At 49.6% G+C, this 21,054-nt stretch carries 21 protein-coding genes; 15 read left to right on the forward strand and 6 right to left on the reverse strand.

The window, feature by feature from the left end:
- Nucleotides 1–25 precede the first annotated feature (25 nt).
- Nucleotides 26–277: a hypothetical protein gene (locus M1Q06_RS02410; protein ID WP_101189439.1), complete on the reverse strand. Its 252-nt coding sequence runs from the start codon at nt 275–277 to the stop codon at nt 26–28.
- A gap of 210 nt (nt 278–487) precedes the next feature.
- On the opposite strand from M1Q06_RS02410, the gene M1Q06_RS02415 reads away from it, so the two are divergent.
- The 3 genes from M1Q06_RS02415 to M1Q06_RS02425 all read left to right on the forward strand — a co-directional run bounded on the left by M1Q06_RS02415 (nt 488) and on the right by M1Q06_RS02425 (nt 3,379).
- Nucleotides 488–1,507 carry a fatty acid desaturase gene (locus M1Q06_RS02415; protein ID WP_121300895.1) on the forward strand — a complete coding sequence of 340 codons (1,020 nt, stop codon included), beginning with the start codon at nt 488–490 and terminating at the stop codon, nt 1,505–1,507.
- A gap of 145 nt (nt 1,508–1,652) precedes the next feature.
- Nucleotides 1,653–2,792 carry a sensor histidine kinase gene (locus M1Q06_RS02420; RefSeq protein WP_434401368.1) on the forward strand — a complete coding sequence of 380 codons (1,140 nt, stop codon included), beginning with the start codon at nt 1,653–1,655 and terminating at the stop codon, nt 2,790–2,792.
- Nucleotides 2,789–3,379, forward strand: coding sequence for a response regulator transcription factor (locus M1Q06_RS02425; protein WP_058381863.1), 591 nt, complete (start codon nt 2,789–2,791; stop codon nt 3,377–3,379). The genes M1Q06_RS02420 and M1Q06_RS02425 overlap by 4 nt, the downstream gene beginning before the upstream one ends.
- A gap of 56 nt (nt 3,380–3,435) precedes the next feature.
- Here M1Q06_RS02425 and M1Q06_RS02430 read toward each other — a convergent pair whose 3' ends face one another.
- Entirely contained in the window at nt 3,436–3,798 is a 363-nt protein-coding gene (locus M1Q06_RS02430; RefSeq protein WP_121300897.1) for a DUF2188 domain-containing protein, read from the reverse strand.
- 109 nt (nt 3,799–3,907) lie between these two features.
- Between M1Q06_RS02430 and putP the strand changes: the two genes are divergently transcribed.
- The gene (gene putP / locus M1Q06_RS02435; protein WP_434401370.1) at nt 3,908–5,431 is read left to right on the forward strand and encodes a sodium/proline symporter PutP; all 1,524 of its coding nucleotides are present in this window, start codon (nt 3,908–3,910) and stop codon (nt 5,429–5,431) included.
- 88 nt (nt 5,432–5,519) lie between these two features.
- On the opposite strand, the gene M1Q06_RS02440 is transcribed toward putP, so the two are convergent.
- Nucleotides 5,520–5,945, reverse strand: a complete 426-nt coding sequence (locus tag M1Q06_RS02440) for a VOC family protein (protein ID WP_434401372.1) — start codon at nt 5,943–5,945, stop codon at nt 5,520–5,522.
- Between the two features lie 210 nt (nt 5,946–6,155).
- Complete coding sequence (locus M1Q06_RS02445) at nt 6,156–7,706, reverse strand: BCCT family transporter (RefSeq protein WP_121300900.1); 1,551 nt, start codon at nt 7,704–7,706, stop codon at nt 6,156–6,158.
- A 203-nt stretch (nt 7,707–7,909) separates the two neighbouring features.
- Here M1Q06_RS02445 and M1Q06_RS02450 point away from each other — a divergent pair, with 203 nt between their 5' ends.
- The 7 genes from M1Q06_RS02450 (at nt 7,910) to M1Q06_RS02480 (ending at nt 15,193) form a co-directional block, all read left to right on the forward strand.
- Entirely contained in the window at nt 7,910–8,623 is a 714-nt protein-coding gene (locus M1Q06_RS02450) for a VOC family protein (protein ID WP_434401374.1), read from the forward strand.
- 99 nt (nt 8,624–8,722) lie between these two features.
- A complete protein-coding gene (hflX, locus tag M1Q06_RS02455) occupies nt 8,723–9,994 on the forward strand; it encodes a GTPase HflX (protein ID WP_434401376.1) in 1,272 nt (423 codons plus the stop codon).
- Between the two features lie 180 nt (nt 9,995–10,174).
- Nucleotides 10,175–11,050, forward strand: coding sequence for a DUF6612 family protein (locus M1Q06_RS02460; RefSeq protein ID WP_434401378.1), 876 nt, complete (start codon nt 10,175–10,177; stop codon nt 11,048–11,050).
- A gap of 710 nt (nt 11,051–11,760) precedes the next feature.
- On the forward strand, nt 11,761–12,711 hold the full coding sequence (locus tag M1Q06_RS02465; protein WP_434401380.1) for an ABC transporter permease: 951 nt from the start codon (nt 11,761–11,763) through the stop codon (nt 12,709–12,711).
- Entirely contained in the window at nt 12,704–13,654 is a 951-nt protein-coding gene (locus tag M1Q06_RS02470; RefSeq protein WP_434401382.1) for an iron chelate uptake ABC transporter family permease subunit, read from the forward strand. Before M1Q06_RS02465 ends, M1Q06_RS02470 begins: the two co-directional genes overlap by 8 nt.
- Nucleotides 13,651–14,412, forward strand: coding sequence for an iron ABC transporter ATP-binding protein (locus M1Q06_RS02475; RefSeq protein ID WP_058381852.1), 762 nt, complete (start codon nt 13,651–13,653; stop codon nt 14,410–14,412). The genes M1Q06_RS02470 and M1Q06_RS02475 overlap by 4 nt, the downstream gene beginning before the upstream one ends.
- A gap of 133 nt (nt 14,413–14,545) precedes the next feature.
- Complete coding sequence (locus M1Q06_RS02480) at nt 14,546–15,193, forward strand: phosphatase PAP2 family protein (RefSeq protein ID WP_434401385.1); 648 nt, start codon at nt 14,546–14,548, stop codon at nt 15,191–15,193.
- 87 nt (nt 15,194–15,280) lie between these two features.
- Here M1Q06_RS02480 and M1Q06_RS02485 read toward each other — a convergent pair whose 3' ends face one another.
- Together M1Q06_RS02485 and M1Q06_RS02490 are read right to left on the reverse strand one after the other, a co-directional pair.
- Nucleotides 15,281–16,564 carry an ammonium transporter gene (locus M1Q06_RS02485; protein WP_434401387.1) on the reverse strand — a complete coding sequence of 428 codons (1,284 nt, stop codon included), beginning with the start codon at nt 16,562–16,564 and terminating at the stop codon, nt 15,281–15,283.
- A gap of 12 nt (nt 16,565–16,576) precedes the next feature.
- The gene (locus M1Q06_RS02490; protein WP_101189453.1) at nt 16,577–16,918 is read right to left on the reverse strand and encodes a P-II family nitrogen regulator; all 342 of its coding nucleotides are present in this window, start codon (nt 16,916–16,918) and stop codon (nt 16,577–16,579) included.
- A gap of 194 nt (nt 16,919–17,112) precedes the next feature.
- On the opposite strand from M1Q06_RS02490, the gene M1Q06_RS02495 reads away from it, so the two are divergent.
- From M1Q06_RS02495 to M1Q06_RS02510, 4 genes are all read left to right on the forward strand, one after another.
- Nucleotides 17,113–17,763 carry a uracil-DNA glycosylase gene (locus M1Q06_RS02495; protein WP_121300908.1) on the forward strand — a complete coding sequence of 217 codons (651 nt, stop codon included), beginning with the start codon at nt 17,113–17,115 and terminating at the stop codon, nt 17,761–17,763.
- Nucleotides 17,764–17,855: 92 nt separating this feature from the next.
- On the forward strand, nt 17,856–18,665 hold the full coding sequence (gene zupT / locus M1Q06_RS02500; protein ID WP_121300909.1) for a zinc transporter ZupT: 810 nt from the start codon (nt 17,856–17,858) through the stop codon (nt 18,663–18,665).
- Nucleotides 18,666–18,718: 53 nt separating this feature from the next.
- A complete protein-coding gene (locus M1Q06_RS02505; RefSeq protein ID WP_434401390.1) occupies nt 18,719–19,663 on the forward strand; it encodes a DUF4003 family protein in 945 nt (314 codons plus the stop codon).
- 98 nt (nt 19,664–19,761) lie between these two features.
- Entirely contained in the window at nt 19,762–20,979 is a 1,218-nt protein-coding gene (locus M1Q06_RS02510) for an MFS transporter (protein ID WP_121300911.1), read from the forward strand.
- Nucleotides 20,980–21,054: the final 75 nt, after the last annotated feature.

Consider the following 21,054-nt stretch of genomic DNA (forward strand, 5'->3'; position numbering starts at 1 on the left):
GAAACACAGCAAACAAAAGACGCGTCTATGCAGACGCGTCTTTTTGCCGTTCGGCTATGAGTGGTTGATGCTTCAAGGCGTCGTCGAGTTTCATTTGTTCAAGTTCCAGCCGCAGCTTCTGCGTTTCGATGACGTAATTGTCATGCTTGAGCTTTTCGAGTTCCACTTCCGTCTCCAGCGCACGCTGGTGCATTTTCTTCTTTTTGGTCAAATAGTCCGTCCAGATAGCGACGAGGGGAATGGAAAAGATCATGATGACAGCTACCAGTCCTGTCATAGTGTTCACCTCTATTCAGATTATTCTGCATATAATTCAGTATACACGTTTTTCTTGATTTTAGAAAGTTATGGAAAAAGCAAAAACCATGACAGGTGTCATACTCAGAAACAGACGTTTATGTCTTATGAAGAAGGGGGCAGGAGCGTAATATGATGGTTAACAAGTACACCGATGGGCACGACGCCCATTCTAGGAGGAAGACAAGATATGAGCAAAGAAAAGACAGCGCAATTACGTAAGTTTGTCGCCCCTTTCGAAAAAGCAGATGTTAAAGCAAGTGTTCAACAAATGATTAACACAATACCCCCATTTTTCATTCTTTGGTTTTTAGCTTATCTCGCACTGGATGTTTCCGTTTGGCTGACAGTAGGGATTTCCGTTATCGCAGCTGGATTTGTCGTCCGTATGTTCATCATTTTCCATGACTGCACACACGGATCGTTCTTCAAAAATAAAAAAGCGAACGCAATCGTCGGAACGATTACCGGCATATTGACACTTTTCGCTTATGAAAAATGGAAACGCGAGCACGCCATCCACCACGCATCGAGCGGCAACCTCGACAAGCGCGGAGTCGGCGATATCTGGGTCATGACAATCGACGAGTATGTAGAAGCTTCCAAATGGGAACGCTTCAAGTATCGTATGTACCGTAACCCTCTCGTAATGTTTGGGTTAGGGCCGTTATTCCTAGTCTTGATTTCAAGCCGCTTCAACCGTAAGGATGCACGGAAGAAAGAACGCAACAACACGTACTTAATCAATGCTTCACTAGTGGTCCTTTACACAATCATGATCTTGGCGATCGGCTGGCAGGCATTCGTGCTGATCCAAGGCACAATCATGTTTACAGCTGGGGCACTTGGCATTTGGTTGTTCTACATTCAGCACACGTTCGAAGATTCTTATTTCGAAGACGAAAGCGAATGGGATTACGTGAAAGCAGCAATCGAAGGCAGCTCGTATTATGAATTGCCGAAAGTACTGCAATGGGTGACTGGCAACATCGGTTTCCACCATGTCCATCACTTGAGCCCGCGCGTCCCGAACTACAACTTGGAGAAAGCACATGTTTCCACGCCGCCATTGCAAAAAGCGACGACGGTCAACTTGAAGACAAGCTTTCAATCCTTGAAGTACAAAGTGTACGATGAAGAAAACAAGAGATTTGTTACATTCGGTGCCATCAAGCATTTGCTTGGCGAATCCCGGACAGCACAGCAATAAAGTGGAACTGTTCTTGCCTTAACCTAGAGGCAAGAACAGTTTTTTCTTTGCGGAAAAGCTTGTTTGCGGCGGGTAAACTGCGCAGGTTTTCTCTTTGTCTTCGAGCTTTGGTATGATGAGAGCAAAGAAACTTTAGGAGGCAGTTATGCAAAACTGGTATCAAATTTTTCCCCGCAATACGTGGTTGAGCATTTATGCATGGACGATCTTTTGCATTTTGCCGTTCTTTTTCATTTTCCGTTCATCTTCCCCAACTGAAATTGCAGCAGGCATCATTCTGCTGGTGGCGTTTTTCATCGCTTACCGCTTGTCGTTCAGTTCACATTCGTTTCTCGTGTACTTATGGGTAAGCGTCGAGATGATCATCAATGTCGCGATGATCTTTCTATTCGGATACGTCTACCTGTCGATTTTTCTGGCATTCTTCATTGGCAATATCCGCAGCAAAGTCGGCTTTTTCATCATTTACGGCTTGCATATCGGAACAACGCTCGCCGCGATCATCTACGGTTTATTGGCCGATTTCAATCTGTATATCACGCAATTGCCGTTCATCATTTTAAGCGTTCTCGGTGTTATCTTATTGCCATTCAATACCTATAACCGGCACAAACGCGAAAAGCTTGAAGGAGCGCTGGAAGATGCCAATAAGCGGATTTCGCAGCTGGTGCTGATTGAGGAGCGCGAACGGATAGCGCGCGATCTTCACGATACACTCGGCCAGAAATTGTCATTAATTGGCTTGAAAAGTGACTTGGCGGGGAAACTATTGAGTAAAGACCCGGAACGTGCCGCAGCTGAAATCCAGGATGTCCGCCAGACCGCACGCACCGCTTTGAAGGAAGTGAGGGAACTGGTGACGGATATGCGCGGTACGAAACTTGAAGACGAATTATTGCGCATCCAACAGATTCTCCGGGCCGCGGACATCGATTTCGTCTTTTACGGCAATGCCAAACTCAACAACACGCCGCTCTTAATGGAGCATGTGCTGAGCATGTGCTTGAAGGAAGCGGTCACCAATGTCGTGAAACATAGTGCAGCGTCCCGCTGTACGGTGCTGATCAAGCAGACGCCGAATGAAATCCTCGTGCAAGTGCAAGACGATGGCGTCGGCTTTCCAGAAGGTAATCCACTTGTTCAAGGGAATGGGCTTGCGGGAATGCGCGAGCGCCTGGACTTTGTCAATGGGCAAGTCGATATTGAAGTAATGGACGGCACAACTTTGAATATCCGGGTGCCGAATGTCATTCTTTATCAAGATATGGAGGCGAGAAATTCATGATTCGAATTGTACTGGCAGAAGACCAGCGCATGATGCTTGGCGCGCTCGGGTCGTTACTGGATCTGGAAGACGATTTGGAAGTGGTCGGCATGGCGTCGAATGGGGAAGAGGCAATCCGCTTAGTCGAGGAGCTGAACCCCGACGTTTGCATCATGGATATTGAAATGCCGGTCAAGAGTGGTTTGGACGCGGCAGAAGCCTTGAAAGACCACCCGTGTAAAACCATTATCCTGACAACTTTCGCGCGTTCAGGCTATTTCGAACGGGCACGAAAAGCGGGTGTCAGTGGTTATCTCTTGAAAGACAGTCCGAGCGAAGAGCTGGGGACATCGATTCGCACCATTATGGACGGCCGGCGGATTTATGCACCCGAACTCGTCGACCTCGCGTATGCGGGCAGCAATCCACTCACTGAACGCGAGCGGCAAGTGATGGAGTTGATCACGGAAGGGCGCAGCACGAAAGAAATCGCCAAAGAGCTGTTCATCACAACAGGGACAGTGCGCAATTACATTTCCACGATTCTTGATAAACTCGAAGCGAGCAATCGGATTGAAGCCATTGCGCGTTATCGTGAGAAAAGCTGAACGAAAAACAGCAGGACAAGGAAAGCGTCGGCTTTCCTTGTCTTGCTGTTTTGGTTTTAATCGTATAGTTTTTCCTGTAGCGAGTCATCTTCTCCGTAGACGTGGAGCTCCCCGTTATTGCGGTTAACGTAGCGCTTCGCTTCGCCCATCAAGTCATCCTTCGTTTCTTCAATGAGGATGGCTTTTTTGCTGTCTTTCTTCTTCAGTTGCCAGCCTTCTGAATGCTTGCGGATTTCATAAATCGGGCCTCCGCTGTCTCCTTGTACGGTGTCACGTGCCTGGTCCAAAGCAATTGGAATGGCGCGCCCTTCCTCGTAGCCATCCCGTAAAAGAGCATTGGCGATTTCAATCGCTTTATTGCGGACATCTTCATCCAAATTTTTGAAGGAATCCGGGTAATCATTCTTATTCCACGGCATATTTATCGCCTCCTTGCCTCTCTATCCCCATTTAAATAGGAAATAAAACGCAAAGCCCCCTTTTCATATAAACTCATTATGTTAAAGTGTTTAATAAGGAGGAGATGTCATGACAGATACAACTTATCAAATCATAGCCTTACTCGTGTACCTCGCGGCTATGCTATTCATTGGCTGGTATGCGTATAAGAAGACAGCCGACTTATCCGATTACATGCTCGGAGGAAGGGGACTCGGTCCATCCGTTGCGGCTCTCAGCGCCGGTGCATCGGATATGTCCGGATGGCTCTTGCTCGGATTGCCGGGGGCGATTTACGTCGGCGGTCTCGTGGAAGTATGGATTGCCATCGGTTTAACGATCGGTGCGTTTCTGAACTGGTTCTTTGTTGCGCCTCGTCTGCGAATCTACTCATTTGTCACCAGTGATTCCATCACCATTCCTAGCTTCTTAGAAAATCGTTTAAAAGACCGTTCGCGCCTATTGCGGATTGTCGCTGGTATTATCATTTTGATTTTCTTCACATTCTACGTTTCATCCGGAATGGTAGCTTCTGGCTTATTCTTCCAGAGCTCATTCGGAATGGATTACCATCTGGGCCTCATAATCGGTTCGGTGGTAGTCGTCGCTTATACTTTATTCGGCGGGTTCCTCGCCGTCAGCTACACGGACTTTGTGCAAGGGATCATGATGTTCCTGTCGCTTATTGCAGTACCGGTCGTCGGGATTTTCGTTACCGGCGGATTTGGTGAAACGGCAGCAAGCATTCGGGAAGTCGACCCGAACATGTTGAGCCTTGTATCCGGCGCTTCCACCATTGGCGTCATTTCTGCCGCAGCGTGGGGCCTTGGTTACTTCGGCCAGCCGCATATCATCGTCCGTTTTATGGCTATCAAAACTTTAGGGGAAGTTCGGACTGCCCGCCGCATCGGCATGGGCTGGATGATCTTGAGCCTTATCGGTGCCACGGGTACGGCTTTGGTCGGGATTGCTTATTTCCAGCAAAACCCTGAATCCACTCTTGTGGATCCGGAAGCGGTCTTCTTGGACATGAGCCAAGTGCTCTTCCACCCGCTAGTGGCAGGTTTCGTTTTGGCTGCAGTTTTGGCAGCGATCATGAGTACGATTTCGTCTCAATTGCTCGTCAGCTCGTCAGCATTGATCGAAGATTTGTATAAAATTGCCTTTAAGAAAGAATCAAGCGCTAAAGGCTATGTGACGCTTGGCCGTATCGCTGTAGCAGCCATCGCGGTCATCGCTGCAGCGCTTGCGTGGGAGCAGAACAATACCATCCTTGGATTGGTCGCTTATGCATGGGCTGGATTCGGTGCCGCTTTCGGACCGATCATCTTGCTGTCCCTATTCTGGCGTAAACTTACTTCTAAAGGCGCGCTCGCCGGTATGATTGTCGGTGCTATCACTGTCATCATCTGGGACTTGGTTGGTACAGCTCCTGATGAAGCGGGGGCTACTGATCTAACGAACTTCATTGGCAGCGTCTATGAAATCATTCCAGGCTTCATCCTCAGCTGGTTGGCAACTTGGATTGTCAGCTTGGTGACTTACAAGCCAAATGCTGAAATTGATGCAGAATTCGATGAAACAGTTCGCTTGATTCAAGAAGACAAGAAATAATCTACGGAAATAGGCTATCCTCATTGTGAGAGGATAGCCTATTTTTAATGCCTGCGCATGGTCAGCGATTAAGGGGGAATCTGCCCGTTCATTGCCGGCCGTCGTCATGGTTGAACATCCAGACAACGCCGTATTTATCTTCTACTATGCCGTACCCGAGACTCCAAAACGTTTCTTGCAACTCCATTTGAACTTTTCCGTCTTGTCCAAGTTGGTTGAATTCCTCCGTCATTTTCTCCAAATCATCCGATAGCACGGTTACATTGATGTTTTTTCCGATTGAGACCGGTGCTTCTGACATGGCATCTGAAAACATGACGGCGCTTCCATGGATGTCCAAGCTTGCATGCATGATCCGGTTTTTCATCACTTCGGGCATTTCTTGCCCAGGCTCTGAAGGCATATCCCCGAAGCGGGAGAGCTCCGCGGGCTCTGTAGCGAATACTTTTGCATAATAGGCTACGGCTTCTTCGCAATTGCCATTGAAAATCATATAGACGTTGACGGTCATCATGAAAACTCCTTTCTATAAAATAGGTAAAATACGAACAAACATTCCCTTTTATTTTATTATAGACCCTTAATGAAGAATGTAAAGTTATATTAACTCAATAATCGGTTTTTTTAGCTAGCTCGCTGAACGTGAGTATCATCAGCTTATCCAATGAAAAACTGCCTTAAAAGCTCTGAATCTTGAGCTTTTAAGGCAGTGATGGTTTTGCGCTTACTTATTCTGTTGTTTTCTCGCTTCGCGTTCCAAGCGTCGGAAGCGGCGCAATTCGGATTTGCGGATCGGCGGCGACTCCCCACGGATGATTTTGGTGAATGACCAAAGCATCAGAAGCAAGAGCACCGTAAACGGCAAGGCCGATATGAGTGAAGCGGTCTGCAAGGCGCTAAGCCCGCCAGCGTAAAGCAGAACAGCTGCGATCGCTGACATCAAAACGCCCCAGATGACTTTGAATAAAGTCGGCGGGTTCAAGCTGCCGAAGCTGGTCATGGTCGCTAAGATGTATGTAGCGGAGTCGGCTGATGTCACCAGGAAAGTGAAGATCAGCAGAATCGCCAATACGGACATGATAGTCGATAGTGGAAGTACGTCAAAGGTTTGGAACAAGGCAGAAGTCAAATCGACATTGACTGCTTCCGCGATGCCCGATTGTTCGTTCAGGTCGTACCATAAAGCTGTACCGCCAAAGACGGCGATCCATACACAAGCGATGGCTGGTGGAATGACCAAAACGCCGAAGACGAATTCGCGGATGGTACGCCCGCGTGAAACCCGTGCAACGAACGCCCCGACAAATGGTGACCAGGCAGTTGCCCAAGCCCAGTAGAAGATGGTCCATCCAAGAACCCATTCTCCACCTGTATAAGGCTCCATGCGCAGGCTATACTGAACGAAATTAGTGATATAATCGCCGATTGCGAGTGTAAATGTATCCATGATAAAGACTGTCGGGCCGGCAAAGAAGACGAACACCATTAAGACAAGTGCCAAGCCTAAGTTTAAATTACTCAAATAGGCGATCCCTTTGTGAAGCCCTGTAGAAGAAGATAGGGTATAGGCAGCGAACATGACGCCGATAATCGCCAATTGGATCGGAAAGGCGTTGTCGATACCGAATACAGCGTTCAAGCCGCCATTCATTTGCAAGACGCCGAGACCAAGTGAAGTCGCGATTCCCATGACAGTTGCAATGACTGCGAGTGAATCAATCGTGTGCTTGACTACTGGTTTTGAACCTAAGACCGGCTCGAGTGCGGTCGAGACAAGGCCAGGCTTTTTGCGTCTGAACTGCAAGAAGCCGATGACCAAACCGACGATGGCAAAGACAGACCATTGGCTGATGCCCCAGTGGAAGAACGAATAGCCCATCGCAATGCGTGCTGCTTCTTCCGTCTGCCCTTCCGTACCGAACGGTGTCGTAAAGAAATGGCTCATCGGTTCCGCGACGCCCCAGAAGACGAGCCCTGCACCGAAGCCGGCTGAGAACAGCATGCCGATCCAAGTGAAGAACGGGAATTCCGGGCGGTCGGAGTCGGCTCCGAGCCGAATGCTGCCATATTTGCTAATGGCAATGATGATTAGGAAAAGGGTGATGATGAAGACAGCTAGTAAGTAGAACCAACCGAAGTTAAGAGTGGTGAAGTTAAATAAAGTGCCGGCAACTTCGCCGAAACGAATCGGCATGAATGCCCCGGCAATGACCAACAGCAGGATCACGGCTGTCGATATGATAAACACGGGGTTTTTCAATAATTTTTTATCCATGATGACCTCCTTTGAAATATGGTAATTATCTTTTCCTATACCCTACCCTATCGAAAATGATGCCTAAAAACCACCCATTTCGCGGAAAAATCAGAATTGACAGGGGAAAAGTGACCATATACACAGCAAATTGACAACGCTAGAGGGTATTATATTTATATAGAAGAAAACGATTAATAGGCAAAGAAAAGGAGTGATAGCAAATGAAATTGGATCACATCGTCCATTTTACCCACACCAATCCAGAAGCCAGCAGCAAGTTTTGGAACGAAAAAGGTTTCCATGCAATTACAGGAGGCAGCCATAAAAACTGGGGAACGCAAAACGCCCTCATGTACGGGCCGGATTATTATGTCGAGTGGCTGACAATTGAAGATGAAAGCGTTGCAGAACGTTCCGGGCATCCGCTTGTCGAGCATTTGCGCCATGACCAGAGAGGTTTTGGCACGGTTTGCCTGCGTTCTGATAACCTGGACCTTTTGGCAAAACAAATCGAAGGGCGGGGGTTCCGGACGATTGGCCCAATGGATGCTGAGCGGCTGACTGAAACAGGCGAAACCATCCGCTGGCGTTTGCTCTTTATCGATGAGCCAATTTCGTCAGATTTGCCGCTGCCGTTCTTTATTGAATGGGAAGAGCCGGACGAGGCGCGTTTTGCTGGCTTGAAACAAAAAGGCGCCATCACGGAGCTTAATGAAGGCCTGCGCTTGGAGGCGCTTGTTTTCTCAGTGGAAAATCCAGCGCAAAGTGAAGCGCGATGGAGCAGTTTGTTCGGGGGAGGCATAGACTTGGAAAATTGCCATCTTGTGTTTGAGGCAGGCAAAGGAAAAGAGCGGCTGCGTGAAGTGCGTTTCGAATCGGCCGAGCAGGAAATCGTTTTTGAAGATGGCCACTATCAGGCGCCGCGTTTCGGATAGGGGCGGGCGTGGTACTGTGGTAGGATAGAAAGAAACTTCAAATTGATAAAGACAAGGGACCGGGTGGAATCGAGGTTCTGCCGAAGGAGGCAACCGTAGATGGAACAATTGATTGAAAAAGCGATTATCGTGGGTGTCCAATTGCAAAAAGATACCCATTTTGAATACAGCATGGAAGAATTGCGGAATTTGGCGGAAGCGCTCGGCGTCGAAGTCGTGGGCGAACTGCACCAGAACTTGGACCGCGTAAATCCTGCCCACTATATCGGCACGGGGAAAGTCGATGAAGCGAAAGTGTTATACGAAGAAGCAGGCGCCAATCTGATTATCTTCAATGACGAGCTCTCGCCGTCCCAGATCCGCAACCTTGAGGAAGAGCTGGAATGCAAAGTGATCGACCGGACGATGCTTATCCTGGACATCTTCTCGAGGCGCGCCCGTACACGCGAAGCACAAGTGCAAGTGGAATTAGCGCAATTGCAGTATATGCTGCCGCGTCTCGTCGGCTTGCGCGCGTCGCTCGGCCGCCAAGGCGGTGCCAGCAGTGGCGGGCTCGCCAACCGCGGCGCCGGGGAAACCAAGCTGGAGCTTGACCGCCGGAAAATCGAAGACCAAATCACCAAGCTTAGACGGGAACTCGACCAAGTAAAAGAACAGCGCACGACACAGCGCAAGCAGCGGCTGAAAAAAGGCATGCCGGTCGTCTCGCTGGTCGGATATACCAACGCCGGCAAGTCGACGATCATGAACAGTTTACTGTCGAAGACGGGGCAGGATGTAGACAAGCAGGTATTTGAGAAAGACATGTTGTTCGCGACTTTGGATACGTCCATCCGCCAAATCCGGCTAGAAGACAATAAGACCTTTTTGCTATCCGATACCGTCGGGTTTGTCAGCCGCTTGCCGCACCATCTAGTCAAAGCATTCCGCTCGACACTGGAAGAAGCGCGCAATGCGGACCTACTGCTTCACGTTGTAGATGTCTCGAACGATGAGCATGATTATATGATGGAAGTGACCGATGCGACGCTGCAGGATGTGGGCGTGGAGAACGTCCCGACTTTATATGTCTATAATAAATCGGACCTTGCTGGTGTCGTGTATCCAAGAAAGAGCGCAGATGCTGTGTGGATATCCGCCAAAGAAGGGGTGGGACTCGATGAACTGGTCGAAAGCATCCGTGACCGGCTCTTTGCGAACCATGTCATGTGCCGGATGGAAATTCCGTTCGGGCGCGGGGATGTCGTCGCGTATTTGAACGACCATGCGAGCATCAAAGAAACCGAATACGGTGAAGAAGGCACGTTGATTACCGTTGAATTGAGCCGTGCGGATTATGACCGCTACGAACAATTCGTTGTCGGTAAATAATCAAGCCATATTGCAAATAGACGAAAATAGGAAAAAGCCGGGGGGATTCTCCGGCTTTTTCCTGTGGAAATTCCATATTCGAAAGGTTCGGCAATTAATCGGCTATAAATTGGGTAAACTGTGAGTAAAGGCAGAATGCTGTATAATGGACGACAAGTCTTTATAAGGAGAGTGAACGCCATGAGGAAATGGGTGGCAGTCATAGGAACGGGCGCCGCTGTCATCGGTCTTGGCGCATGCAGTAATGCGCAAGCACCGACGACTGAAGAAGAGAGCGGGAATCCTGCGCAAGAAGCTCCGGAAGAAACGAAGAGCGCTTCGGAAGTTTACGCAGAAGCGGTAGAAGCTTCGCAGCAAGTAGAAAGCTTGCGCGCGCAGTCGAACACCGAACAACAGATGAAGATGCAGCCGGATGGCATGGAAATCAACATGACGGTGGATTCTGAAATGGAAATGACCTACGAGCCTTTAGCATTTCATCAAACAGGCGAAACCAGCATTGTCTCGGATGATATCGACAATACCAACCCGATGCTTACGGAAATGTATATGACAGAAAAGGGCTTATACATGCACGAGACATCCGTCGATATGTGGCTGAAGATGCCGGAAGAAATGCACGAAAACATGCAGTCGATTGCCGGACAGCAATCAGCTGACCCTGCGCGCCAATTAGACGAACTCGGTGATTTCGAAGAGGATTTCGTGCTGGAAGAAACGGATGAAGCCTATATCCTGACGCTCGATGCCTCGGGAGAAGAGTTCCAGGAACTGACGGACGAACAATTGGAGAAAACACTGGGCCAGATGGAAATCGAAGCCCCTCTATCTCCAGAAGACCTGGAAGTGCATTCCGTGAATTACGTCATCACGCTGGATAAAGAAACCTATTTAGCGGACCGCATGGAAGTCGATATGGAACTTGATGTCGACGTGAGGGGCGAAATGATGGCAATCGAGTCGCAGATGCAAGTGGACTACAGCGACTACAATGCCATCGAGCCGATTGAAATTCCACCGGAAGTATTGGAACAAGCACAGGAAATCGAATATTGATAATTGAAAGCAGAGGGAAGTTCCCTCTGCTTTTTTGTGCGCTGAAACACGTGCATAGCAGAGAATCCAGAAGCGTCGTCCGATGCCCGTACACACCCTGATTCCCAACCCAAGAAGCGATTCCCCCACTAGCCGGAAACTGCTTAAAGAAGCAGATCTAGCTAAACAACCTACAAACAATGAAATGTCTCAGCCGACCTGCGTCAAGGGTGAGCCGAAGCATCAAGACAGGCGTTCTTCCTGGCTTGTTGCAAGAGGCCAACCCAAAGCAGGCCGGCGACTCCGTAAGCGACACCCAACCAAACTAACGGTTTGCACATCCAAATTCCCAACCCAAGAAGTGATTCCCCAACTAGCCGGAAACTGCTTAAAGAAGCAGACCCGGCTAAACACACTTCAATCAATGAAATCTCTCAGCCGATCTGTGTCAAGGGTGAGCCGAAACAATGAGACAAGCGCTCTTTTTGGCTCATTGTGAAAGGCCAACCCAAAGCAGGGCGGCGACTCCACAAACGACGCCCTGCTCAAGCAAGTCGGTCACCAAATTTGAAAAACAAGTGAACATTTCAAAGCGCCTACAGTCTTAATGACAATAGTTCTCAATTACCCCTTGACGCTATTTTTTATACTGCTATACTAAAAAACAGTTAGTCATTGATAATCATTATCATTCTCAATTGGCAATAGCACTAGATAGGGAGCGGCATTACATGAAAAAACGTATTTTAATACCCATATTGATCCTTCTGTCGTTCATCTCCCTGTTTGTCGGAGTCAGCAGCATCAGCCCGGTTGACCTCCTTGATTTTCAATCAGAAGAAACACAGATTTTCCTCGTCAGCCGTTTTCCGCGCTTAGTCGCGATTTTACTTGCGGGGGCCGGCATGAGCATGGCAGGGCTCATCATGCAGCAATTGAGCCGCAATAAATTCGTCTCGCCAACAACTGCCGGAACGCTCGATGCAACGCGCCTTGGGATTCTTGTTTCGATGCTATTGTTTGCGAACGCTTCGATGATCGAGAAAATGGCTGTGGCGTTCTTGTTCGCACTCGCCGGCACTTTCTTATTCATGCAAATTCTCAACCGCATCAAATTCAAGGACGCCATCTTCATTCCGCTCATTGGCTTGATGTTCGGCAATATCTTGTCATCGATCACTACGTTTTTTGCCTACCGGGCAGACGTCATCCAGAACATGTCGGCTTGGCTGCAGGGCGATTTTTCAATGGTCATGAAAGGCAGCTATGAACTTCTTTACATAAGTGTACCGGTCTTCATCATCGCCTATATGTACGCCAACCGCTTTACGGTCGCCGGGATGGGTGAGGATTTCTCGAAAAACTTGGGGCTGAAATACCGCAGCGTTGTCAACATTGGTTTGACCTTGGTGGCGCTTATTACGGCGACTGTGGTTTTGACCGTCGGCATGATTCCGTTTCTCGGCTTGATCATCCCGAATATCGTCTCCATCTTCAAAGGGGACCATCTCCAGAAAACCTTGCCGCATACCGCGATGCTTGGCGCCATCTTCCTATTGGTTTGTGACATTCTCGGGCGCGTCTTGATTTATCCGTACGAGATCACGATCAGCCTGATGGTGGGCGTTATCGGAAGCTTTATCTTCCTGATCATGTTGTTTAGGAGGAAGGCGTATGCGTGATGTACATAAACTATGGATTTTGATTGCGCTTGCCGCGGCGGCATGTGGTTTGTATTTATTCGATAATTTAAATGGTAGCTTCGATTACGCGCTGCCAAGAAGAGGCGTGAAAGTCTTCGCGATGGTACTGACGGGTGTGGCGATTGCTTATGCGACGGTGGTATTCCAGACGATCACGCATAACCGCATTTTGACCCCAAGCATCATGGGCTTGGATTCGCTCTATATGCTGCTACAGACGGTCTTGATTTTCTTCTTGGGCTCGGGACATATCACGATCATCAACAAGCAAGTGAATTTCTTATTGTCGATTGCTGTCATGGTCATCTTCGCTTTATTGTTCTATAAATTGCTGTTCAAGAAAGACAACCAGCCGATTTACTTCTTATTATTGATTGGCATCATTCTCGGGACATTTTTCGGTAGCGTCTCGACGTTCCTGCAGGTGCTGATCGACCCGAATGAATTCCAGATTGTCCAGGACCGGATGTTCGCGAGTTTCAATAATGTGAATGCCGATCTGGTCTGGCTCTCGCTATTGTTCATTGTCGTCTTGATCGGTTTGGCTTGGCGTCATAATGCATCGCTTGACGTCCTGTCTTTGGGGCGTGATACGGCGGTGAATCTGGGTGTTGGCTATGACGCGCTCGTCAAGAAGATGCTCGTGCTTTCTGCCGTATTGATCGCCATTGCGACGGCACTGGTCGGGCCGATCACGTTCTTCGGCTTGATCGTCGCCAATCTGTCCTATCAATTTTTCAGATCCTATAAACATTCAGTTATCATTGCCGGTGCGAGCATTATCAGTATCGTGGCGCTGGTCGGCGGGCAATGGGTCGTCGAACATGTCTTCACGTTCAATACGACGCTCAGCGTCATCATCAATTTTGTCGGCGGCGTCTATTTCATCTATTTGCTATTAAAGGAGAGTCGGTCTAAATGATCCAAGTCCGTGAACTGACGAAATTATATGGAAAGAAACAAGTCGTGGAAAATGTCTCCGTCGATATTCGGCGAGGGCAGATCACTTCCTTTATCGGGCCAAACGGAGCGGGGAAATCGACGCTCTTGTCGATGGTCAGCCGGCTGTTGGACGCAGACACTGGAGAAGTGTTAATCGATAAGACCAACACGAAGCAGATGAAGTCCAACGAATTCTCGAAACGTGTCTCCATCTTGAAGCAATCGAATTTCATGAACGTGCGCTTGACGATCCGCGAATTGGTGTCGTTCGGCCGCTTTCCTTATTCCAGGGGCCGCTTGAACGCGGAAGATGAGCAGATGGTCGATCAGGCGATTGAATACATGGATCTTGGGGATATGGAGGATTCGTATTTGGATGAACTGTCAGGCGGGCAGCGGCAGCGGGCGTTTATCGCCATGGTTATCGCGCAAGACACGGATTACGTGCTGCTTGATGAACCGCTCAATAATTTGGACATGAAGCATTCCGTACAGATCATGAAGATTTTGCGCCGCTTGGTCGATGAGCTCGGCAAAACGGTCATCATCGTCCTTCATGACATCAACTTCGCATCGGTCTATTCCGACCGCATCGTCGCATTGAAAAATGGCCGTGTCGTCAAAGATGGGCCAACAGAAGAGATCATCCAATCGGATGCGTTAAAGGAAATCTACGATATGGACATTCCGATTCAACAAATGAATAATTGCCGGATTTGCGTGTATTTCAATTCCTGATAGTGGAAGTTAGTGGCTGCGAAAACAAGGAAATCCAGAACCCGTGTGGAAGTGTACTCCATGCGGGTTTTTTATTGGTTGCGGATGGTTTTCCAAAATGCCCTATGGATGCGGCAAGGAAGAAGGTGCAAGTATGAAGCGAATCTTTTATCCGTTGGCGATGGCGACACTACTCGGGTTTTTCGGTATCCTTTACTATTATCAGCAAGAACCGGTCCGCGAACTGGATGAACGGGCCGCTGCGTTGTTCGGGGGAATGGGGTGGCTTGAGGCCATGGCATTCATCGGGGAGAAGTGGATGATCTTTACTGTAAGCTTTCTGCTACTGGTCTTTCTGTGGGCATTTCGCCATAACTACCGGGGCATGTTTTTCGTTTTGTTGGCGGTAGGCGCAGGGAATGCATTGAATCAATTGCTGCAGCAATGGTTCGGGCGCCCGATGCCGGAATTTCCCGAAGAAGTGGCGTCCTATAGCTTCCCATCCGATCATGCGATGGTCGGCTTGTTGTATTTGTTTACGCTGGCCTATTTCCTTGGCGAAAGGGTCGCCGCAAAATCGGTTCGTCTGCTGATCTGGCTGGGCGCTGCATTGCTGACGGTGCTCACTGCCTTATCGCAAGTGGCGAGCGGCACGCATTACCTGTCGGATGTGGTGGCTGGGCTGTTTCTTGGCTATACCTTATTCGTCTTGGTGGCCATCTGGTATGAAATGAGGGAGCGGCATTTCCGTAAGCGCAAGGATATGCGCGTTGGTGAGCGGGAAGGTATTGAGGAGCGTTAAATTAGTGCAATAAAAAACGAACGGAGAATTTTCTCCGTTCGTTTTTCTATTTAAGAACCCCCAAGTTTTTCGTTCTATCTCTCTGTTTTATACTTTGCCTGAAGCTGGCCGTTCTTCGCCGAGCTGGTTCAGGCGGTCTGCGAAATTATCCGCTCTACCGGATGAACCGCGCAGCACGTCCTGCATTGAATAGGCTTGTGATCCGTGTTCTGCGAAGTCCAAGCCGGTTTCTTCCTCTTCGGCCGTTACACGCAGCGGTGTCACAATGCTGATCAATAGAAGGACGGCACCGGTGGCCAAGGATGCCCAAGCGATGACGGCCAGTACGCCGACTGCTTGGATGCCGAGAATTTCAGCTCCTCCTCCGTAAAGCAATCCGCCGTTAACATCGAAGAATCCAATCGCGAGAGTTCCCCAAATCCCTGCAATCCCGTGAACCGATACAGCCCCCACTGGATCGTCCACGCGAATTTTCGTATCCAAGAGATGGACGGCTTCCGTCATGATGATGCCGGCGATCAAACCGATCAAGATGGCGCCGAGGAACGAGACGTTGGCAGCGCCGGCAGTGATGCCGACAAGCCCTGCAAGTGCACCGTTCATCGTCAATGTACCGTCAATGCGGCCGTAGCGGAAGCGGGTGTAAAGCGCCGTAGCTAAAACACCGGCGGATGCTGCGAGCAAGGTGTTGGCAATGACGGGCGGGACGAGAGCAGGATCTGCTGCGAGCGTGCTTCCCCCGTTAAAGCCAAACCAGCCAAGCCATAGGATGAATACGCCGAGCGCGCCGAGCGGCAAGCTGTGGCCAGGAATCGTATTGACGGTTTTACCGGAATACTTCCCAAGGCGCGGCCCGATTTTCCAAGCCGCGATAAAGGCAGCGACGGCACCCGTCAAGTGGACCACTGTGGACCCGGCGAAGTCGATAAAGCCGATTTCAGATAACCAGCCGCCTCCCCATACCCAGTGGCCGACAATCGGGTAGATGATGGCTGTCATGGCAACGGTAAGCAAGATATAAGCGGTCAAGTGCATGCGTTCTGCGACAGCACCCGAGATGATCGTGGCACATGTAGCGGCGAAGACTGCCTGGAACACGAAGAATCCGATATCCGTGACACCTGATAAAGCGAATCCTTCCGTACCGATCAAGCCGAACGATGATGGCCCGAACATCAATGCATAGCCGACAATGAAATAAAGGATGGATCCAAGTGAAATGGTGATCATGTTTTTCATCAAAATATTAAGGGTATTTTTAGAGCGAGTGAATCCTGTTTCAACCATGGCGAATCCGGCGTGCATGAAAAAGACGAGCATGGCACCGAGCATGACCCACAGCATATCGACTGAACTTTGTACAGCTTCCATAATGATCTCCCCTTATCCAATCGCGACAGTGCCGCGTTCTTTTGTTCTGATGCGGATGGCTTCTTCTACAGGAAGGATGAAGATTTTCCCGTCTCCGACTTCACCGGTGGAGGCATAGTCAAGCAGAGCTTGGATGATGTCCTCGACTTTTTCGTCCGAGACGACCATTTCCAATTTTAGTTTCGGGGAAAATTCCATTCGGTAGGCATTCCCGCGGAACAAGCCGACACGCCCTTCCTGTTTGCCGATTCCCGCGATTTCAGTGACGGTCAGCCCATCGATTCCTTCAAGAGCCAATGCTTGCCGGACATCAGCGAAAACAGAAGGGCGAATGATAGTCTCAATCTTTTTCATGCTTCTTCCTCCTCGTGTTAGGTTTTCTAACATGTGACTCGTGTTAGGTTTGTTAACATATTAATCAATATTTTCTGACAATGCAAGTTTTATTTTTAGTTTATGTTAGGTTTTATAACGTGGAAACGATTTCAAATGGCGGTAATAAAGAGAATTTTATATTTTTAATTTATTTAAAAGAAAAGGTGATAAATATGTATAGAATTTCACAAGAGCTGGCTGAATTGGGGAAAGAGCGCATTGCGGATTTTCCGGTAGAAGGCTTTGTTTGGGGAAGCGGCCCGGAGTCTCCGGCGTTGATGCTGGTCGGAGAAGCGCCAGGCGAGAACGAAGTGGAGACGGGTATTCCGTTTACGGGGCGCGCTGGAAAAGAATTGATGGCTTCATTGGAAGGGATCGGACTTGAGAGGGAAGATGTCTATATCACCAGCGCTGTCAGAAGCCGCCCGTATAAATGGGGAGAAAAACGCACCCGGAGCGGTGAAGTGGTGAAGCGTAAATACAACCGGGCCCCGAATAAAAAAGAAATTATCGCTCACGCCCCGATCCTTGATGAAGAAATTCGTGCGGTAAAGCCTCCGTTGATTGTGACGCTCGGCAATATAGGCCTGCAGCGGCTCGTTGGGCGTGAAGCAAAGATTATGCAATTGCATGGGATTTTGATGGAAACGCCGATCCTGTATTGGGATGAAGATAGCGGCGCGTTTTTGGAAACGCAGGAGAGCTATCACATTTTTCCGACCTTCCATCCGGCGAGCGTGTTCTATAATCCGGCAGTCCGCGAACACAAGGATGCCGATTGGGAAAAACTTGGGCGATTGCTGCGTAATGAAGTGAATGAATAATGGGAAATCTTTCTTCGTTGAAAAAAGTTGCGCAAAGGAAACTTCTGGAGTAGAATAGCTTTATTCACTACTACTGGAAGGAAGTTGGCTTTATGGACAGTACGGTTTTATTCGCGCTTGGCTTGACGCTGTTCGCGGGGCTGGCAACCGGGATCGGCAGTTTGATCGCGTTTTTTGCTTCGCGCACCAATACGAAGTTCTTGTCAGTGTCACTCGGTTTCTCGGCTGGGGTCATGATTTATGTCTCCATGATCGAGATTTTCTTTAAAGCGAAAGATTCGCTAACGGCTGCCCAAGGAGAAACCGCGGGATACTGGCTGACGCTCGTTGGATTTTTCGGCGGCATGGTCTTCATGGCAGTGCTTGACCGGATACTGCCGCAAATGGGAAATCCCCATGAAGTGCGAACTGTAGAAGATATGGACGAGGGCCCGACCAATGATGAATACGCTCGCCTCCGCAAAATGGGGATATTCACGGCGTTGGCCATCGCCATCCATAATTTCCCGGAAGGCATCGCGACGTTTATGTCAGCGATCCAGGATCCTGCGCTGGGCATCGCCATTGCAATCGCGGTGGCGATCCACAACATCCCAGAGGGCATTGCGGTATCGGTACCGATCTATTACGCGACAGGCAGCCGCAAGAAAGCATTTCAATACAGTTTTCTCTCGGGGGTATCTGAACCGGTTGGCGCAATTGCCGCTTGGTTGTTCCTAATGCCTTTTTTGAGTGATACTTTGTTTGGCATTATCTTCGCCGGCGTTGCCGGAATCATGGTGTTCATCTCATTGGATGAATTATTGCCGGCAGCGAAGCGTTATGACGAAGCCCATTTATCGATTTATGGATTGGTTGCGGGGATGGCGGTCATGGCACTCAGCCTCGTCCTTCTTGCGTAACTTGAAACTTCACGCTTTCTTGACCGTATAAATGGTCAAGGAGGCGTTTTTCAATGGAAGTCAAAAAGATAGAAGAAACTTACGGCCAAGTCTCGAAAGCGCTCGGGTGGGCGACAGACAAACAAGTGTCGCTCGCCGTCACGATGATGTATTTGAGCCGAGGGAGTGAATTCGATGCGGATGCACATCTCGAAGTGTCCCAGCTCATCAAAAAGAAAGAAGGATTCACTTCGCCGCTGCGTGCGCATCTTCACCATATTGCGACGGCATATCTGGTGCTCGGTGATGAGCCGGCGGAAGATGGATTGGCCGAGCTTAATGCCAATCAGCGGGCGCTGAACAACAGCAAGTTCTGGAAGAGCGCCTATACTTACCTTGCGGGCTTAATGATGGATTCGCCTGAACAAGCGGGGCGTACGAGAGAGTTGTATGATGCGATGAAAGCCTACCACCCATTCCTCACTTCGAGCGAAGACATTCCGTACGTCGCTTTGCTTTCGAATCGGGAAGGCGACGTCCGGGAACGCGCGGAAACGATGAACCGCTATTATAAAGAATTGCGGACGCAAGGGTTTTCAGCCGGCAACCACCTGCAATGGCTGAGCCAGGTCATGACCTTCGATTCGCCAGCGTTTCAGCCGGAAGTAGCGGGGCGCGTCGTTGCGATTCGTGATTTTTTGAAAGCGGAAAACATTAAAGTGCGCGGAGAGCATTACCCGATGCTTGGTTTTTTAGCTATCGCGAATGCGGACGGGCAGGCGCTGGCTGCTGTCGTGGAAATGGCCCGCGCGCTGGATGCGTCGAAATTGTTCCGCTGGTATGGCGGATGGGTTTTGCCATCTGCGGTCCAATTGACGATGGCAGAATCGGTAGAGCTGCGTGAAAGCGAAGCAGAGGTATTTTCGTCTTTCGTGGAAATGCTTATGCAAGCGCAGCAGGCAGCGATGATGCTCGGCATGAGCGCGGTAATCGCTTCTTCCCATAATTCCGGGAGCTGATTGCGAAGCTCTCAGACATCCCTTGTCACTTGAAGCCTGTAACGGTATAGTTAGGGTGTAAACAATAACAGACAAGTGTCAAGACAAGGGGAAAGAACATGACAACTGCCACAGAAAAAAACACAAAATCCATATCACAACGCAAGCTATTAGGCGTAGCGGGGCTCGGCTGGCTATTCGATGCGATGGACGTCGGGATCCTGGCGTTCATTATTGCTGCACTTCATGAAGATTGGGGCCTCACTTCCCAGCAGATGGGCTGGATTGGTGGCGTCAATTCCATCGGCATGGCCGTCGGGGCGTTCGTTTTCGGCATTTACGCCGACCGGGTCGGCCGCAAGAAAATCTTCATCATCACCTTATTGCTGTTCTCGCTGGCGAGTGGCATCTCAGCATTCACCACAACGCTCGCCGCTTTCCTGATTCTGCGTTTCTTCGTCGGGATGGGGCTTGGCGGAGAATTGCCGGTCGCCTCGACTTTGGTATCGGAAAGCGTCCCGGCAAAAGACCGCGGGCGGGTAGTGGTGCTGCTGGAGAGTTTCTGGGCTGCGGGCTGGCTGGTGGCTGCGATCATTTCGTACTTCATCATTCCCGCATACGGCTGGCGGGTCGCGCTGTTGCTGACGGCATTGCCTGCGTTTTATGCCTTATACTTGCGCCTCAATTTGCCGGATTCGCCGCAATTCACGGCGAAAAAAGATGTGCTGCGCTCCGTTTCGACCAATATTCGTGACGTATGGTCAAAAACGTATCGGCGCCCGACGATGATGCTATGGATCGTCTGGTTTACGGTCGTCTTCTCATATTACGGGATGTTCCTATGGTTGCCGAGTGTCATGGTAATGAAAGGATTCCCGCTCATTCAAAGTTTCCAATATGTATTGATCATGACGCTCGCGCAATTGCCGGGGTATTTCTCGGCGGCTTGGCTCATTGAACGTGCCGGCCGGAAGTTCGTGCTAGTGACGTATTTGATCGGGACGGCTGCTTCCGCTTTGGCTTTCGGCAACGCAGATACCGTCACGACACTCTTGATATCGGGTGCCTTCCTGTCGTTCTTCAACCTCGGGGCTTGGGGAGCGCTCTACGCATACTCTCCTGAGCAGTATCCGACGGTCATCCGTGCGACAGGCACAGGCATGGCGGCGTCGTTCGGCCGGATCGGCGGCATTCTCGGCCCGATTCTGGTTGGTTCGATGCTGACGGCGGGATTCGGCATCAATGTCATTTTTGCGATTTTCTGCGTTTCGATCTTAATCGGCGCATTGGCGGTCGCTTTCCTTGGGACCGAAACGAAACAGATGGAATTGGAATGATGAAACGCGGACCGAATGAGGTCCGCGTTTTCGTTTTCTCCAAAGTGAAAAGAGGGAATGAGCCAAAAATAGCTA

The organism is Planococcus sp. 11815 (assembly GCF_051096385.1).
GTDB lineage: Bacteria > Bacillota > Bacilli > Bacillales_A > Planococcaceae > Planococcus > Planococcus citreus.

Excerpts from the sequence above, each read along its gene's own strand:
- M1Q06_RS02410 (WP_101189439.1), bottom strand. The coding sequence starts at position 277 with ATGACAGGACTGGTAGCTGTCATCATGATCTTTTCCATTCCCCTCGTC.
- M1Q06_RS02415 (WP_121300895.1), top strand. The coding sequence starts at position 488 with ATGAGCAAAGAAAAGACAGCGCAATTACGTAAGTTTGTCGCCCCTTTC.
- M1Q06_RS02420 (WP_434401368.1), top strand. The coding sequence starts at position 1,653 with ATGCAAAACTGGTATCAAATTTTTCCCCGCAATACGTGGTTGAGCATT.
- M1Q06_RS02425 (WP_058381863.1), top strand. The coding sequence starts at position 2,789 with ATGATTCGAATTGTACTGGCAGAAGACCAGCGCATGATGCTTGGCGCG.
- M1Q06_RS02430 (WP_121300897.1), bottom strand. The coding sequence starts at position 3,798 with ATGCCGTGGAATAAGAATGATTACCCGGATTCCTTCAAAAATTTGGAT.
- putP (WP_434401370.1), top strand. The coding sequence starts at position 3,908 with ATGACAGATACAACTTATCAAATCATAGCCTTACTCGTGTACCTCGCG.
- M1Q06_RS02440 (WP_434401372.1), bottom strand. The coding sequence starts at position 5,945 with ATGATGACCGTCAACGTCTATATGATTTTCAATGGCAATTGCGAAGAA.
- M1Q06_RS02445 (WP_121300900.1), bottom strand. The coding sequence starts at position 7,706 with ATGGATAAAAAATTATTGAAAAACCCCGTGTTTATCATATCGACAGCC.
- M1Q06_RS02450 (WP_434401374.1), top strand. The coding sequence starts at position 7,910 with ATGAAATTGGATCACATCGTCCATTTTACCCACACCAATCCAGAAGCC.
- hflX (WP_434401376.1), top strand. The coding sequence starts at position 8,723 with ATGGAACAATTGATTGAAAAAGCGATTATCGTGGGTGTCCAATTGCAA.
- M1Q06_RS02460 (WP_434401378.1), top strand. The coding sequence starts at position 10,175 with ATGAGGAAATGGGTGGCAGTCATAGGAACGGGCGCCGCTGTCATCGGT.
- M1Q06_RS02465 (WP_434401380.1), top strand. The coding sequence starts at position 11,761 with ATGAAAAAACGTATTTTAATACCCATATTGATCCTTCTGTCGTTCATC.
- M1Q06_RS02470 (WP_434401382.1), top strand. The coding sequence starts at position 12,704 with ATGCGTGATGTACATAAACTATGGATTTTGATTGCGCTTGCCGCGGCG.
- M1Q06_RS02475 (WP_058381852.1), top strand. The coding sequence starts at position 13,651 with ATGATCCAAGTCCGTGAACTGACGAAATTATATGGAAAGAAACAAGTC.
- M1Q06_RS02480 (WP_434401385.1), top strand. The coding sequence starts at position 14,546 with ATGAAGCGAATCTTTTATCCGTTGGCGATGGCGACACTACTCGGGTTT.
- M1Q06_RS02485 (WP_434401387.1), bottom strand. The coding sequence starts at position 16,564 with ATGGAAGCTGTACAAAGTTCAGTCGATATGCTGTGGGTCATGCTCGGT.
- M1Q06_RS02490 (WP_101189453.1), bottom strand. The coding sequence starts at position 16,918 with ATGAAAAAGATTGAGACTATCATTCGCCCTTCTGTTTTCGCTGATGTC.
- M1Q06_RS02495 (WP_121300908.1), top strand. The coding sequence starts at position 17,113 with ATGTATAGAATTTCACAAGAGCTGGCTGAATTGGGGAAAGAGCGCATT.
- zupT (WP_121300909.1), top strand. The coding sequence starts at position 17,856 with ATGGACAGTACGGTTTTATTCGCGCTTGGCTTGACGCTGTTCGCGGGG.
- M1Q06_RS02505 (WP_434401390.1), top strand. The coding sequence starts at position 18,719 with ATGGAAGTCAAAAAGATAGAAGAAACTTACGGCCAAGTCTCGAAAGCG.
- M1Q06_RS02510 (WP_121300911.1), top strand. The coding sequence starts at position 19,762 with ATGACAACTGCCACAGAAAAAAACACAAAATCCATATCACAACGCAAG.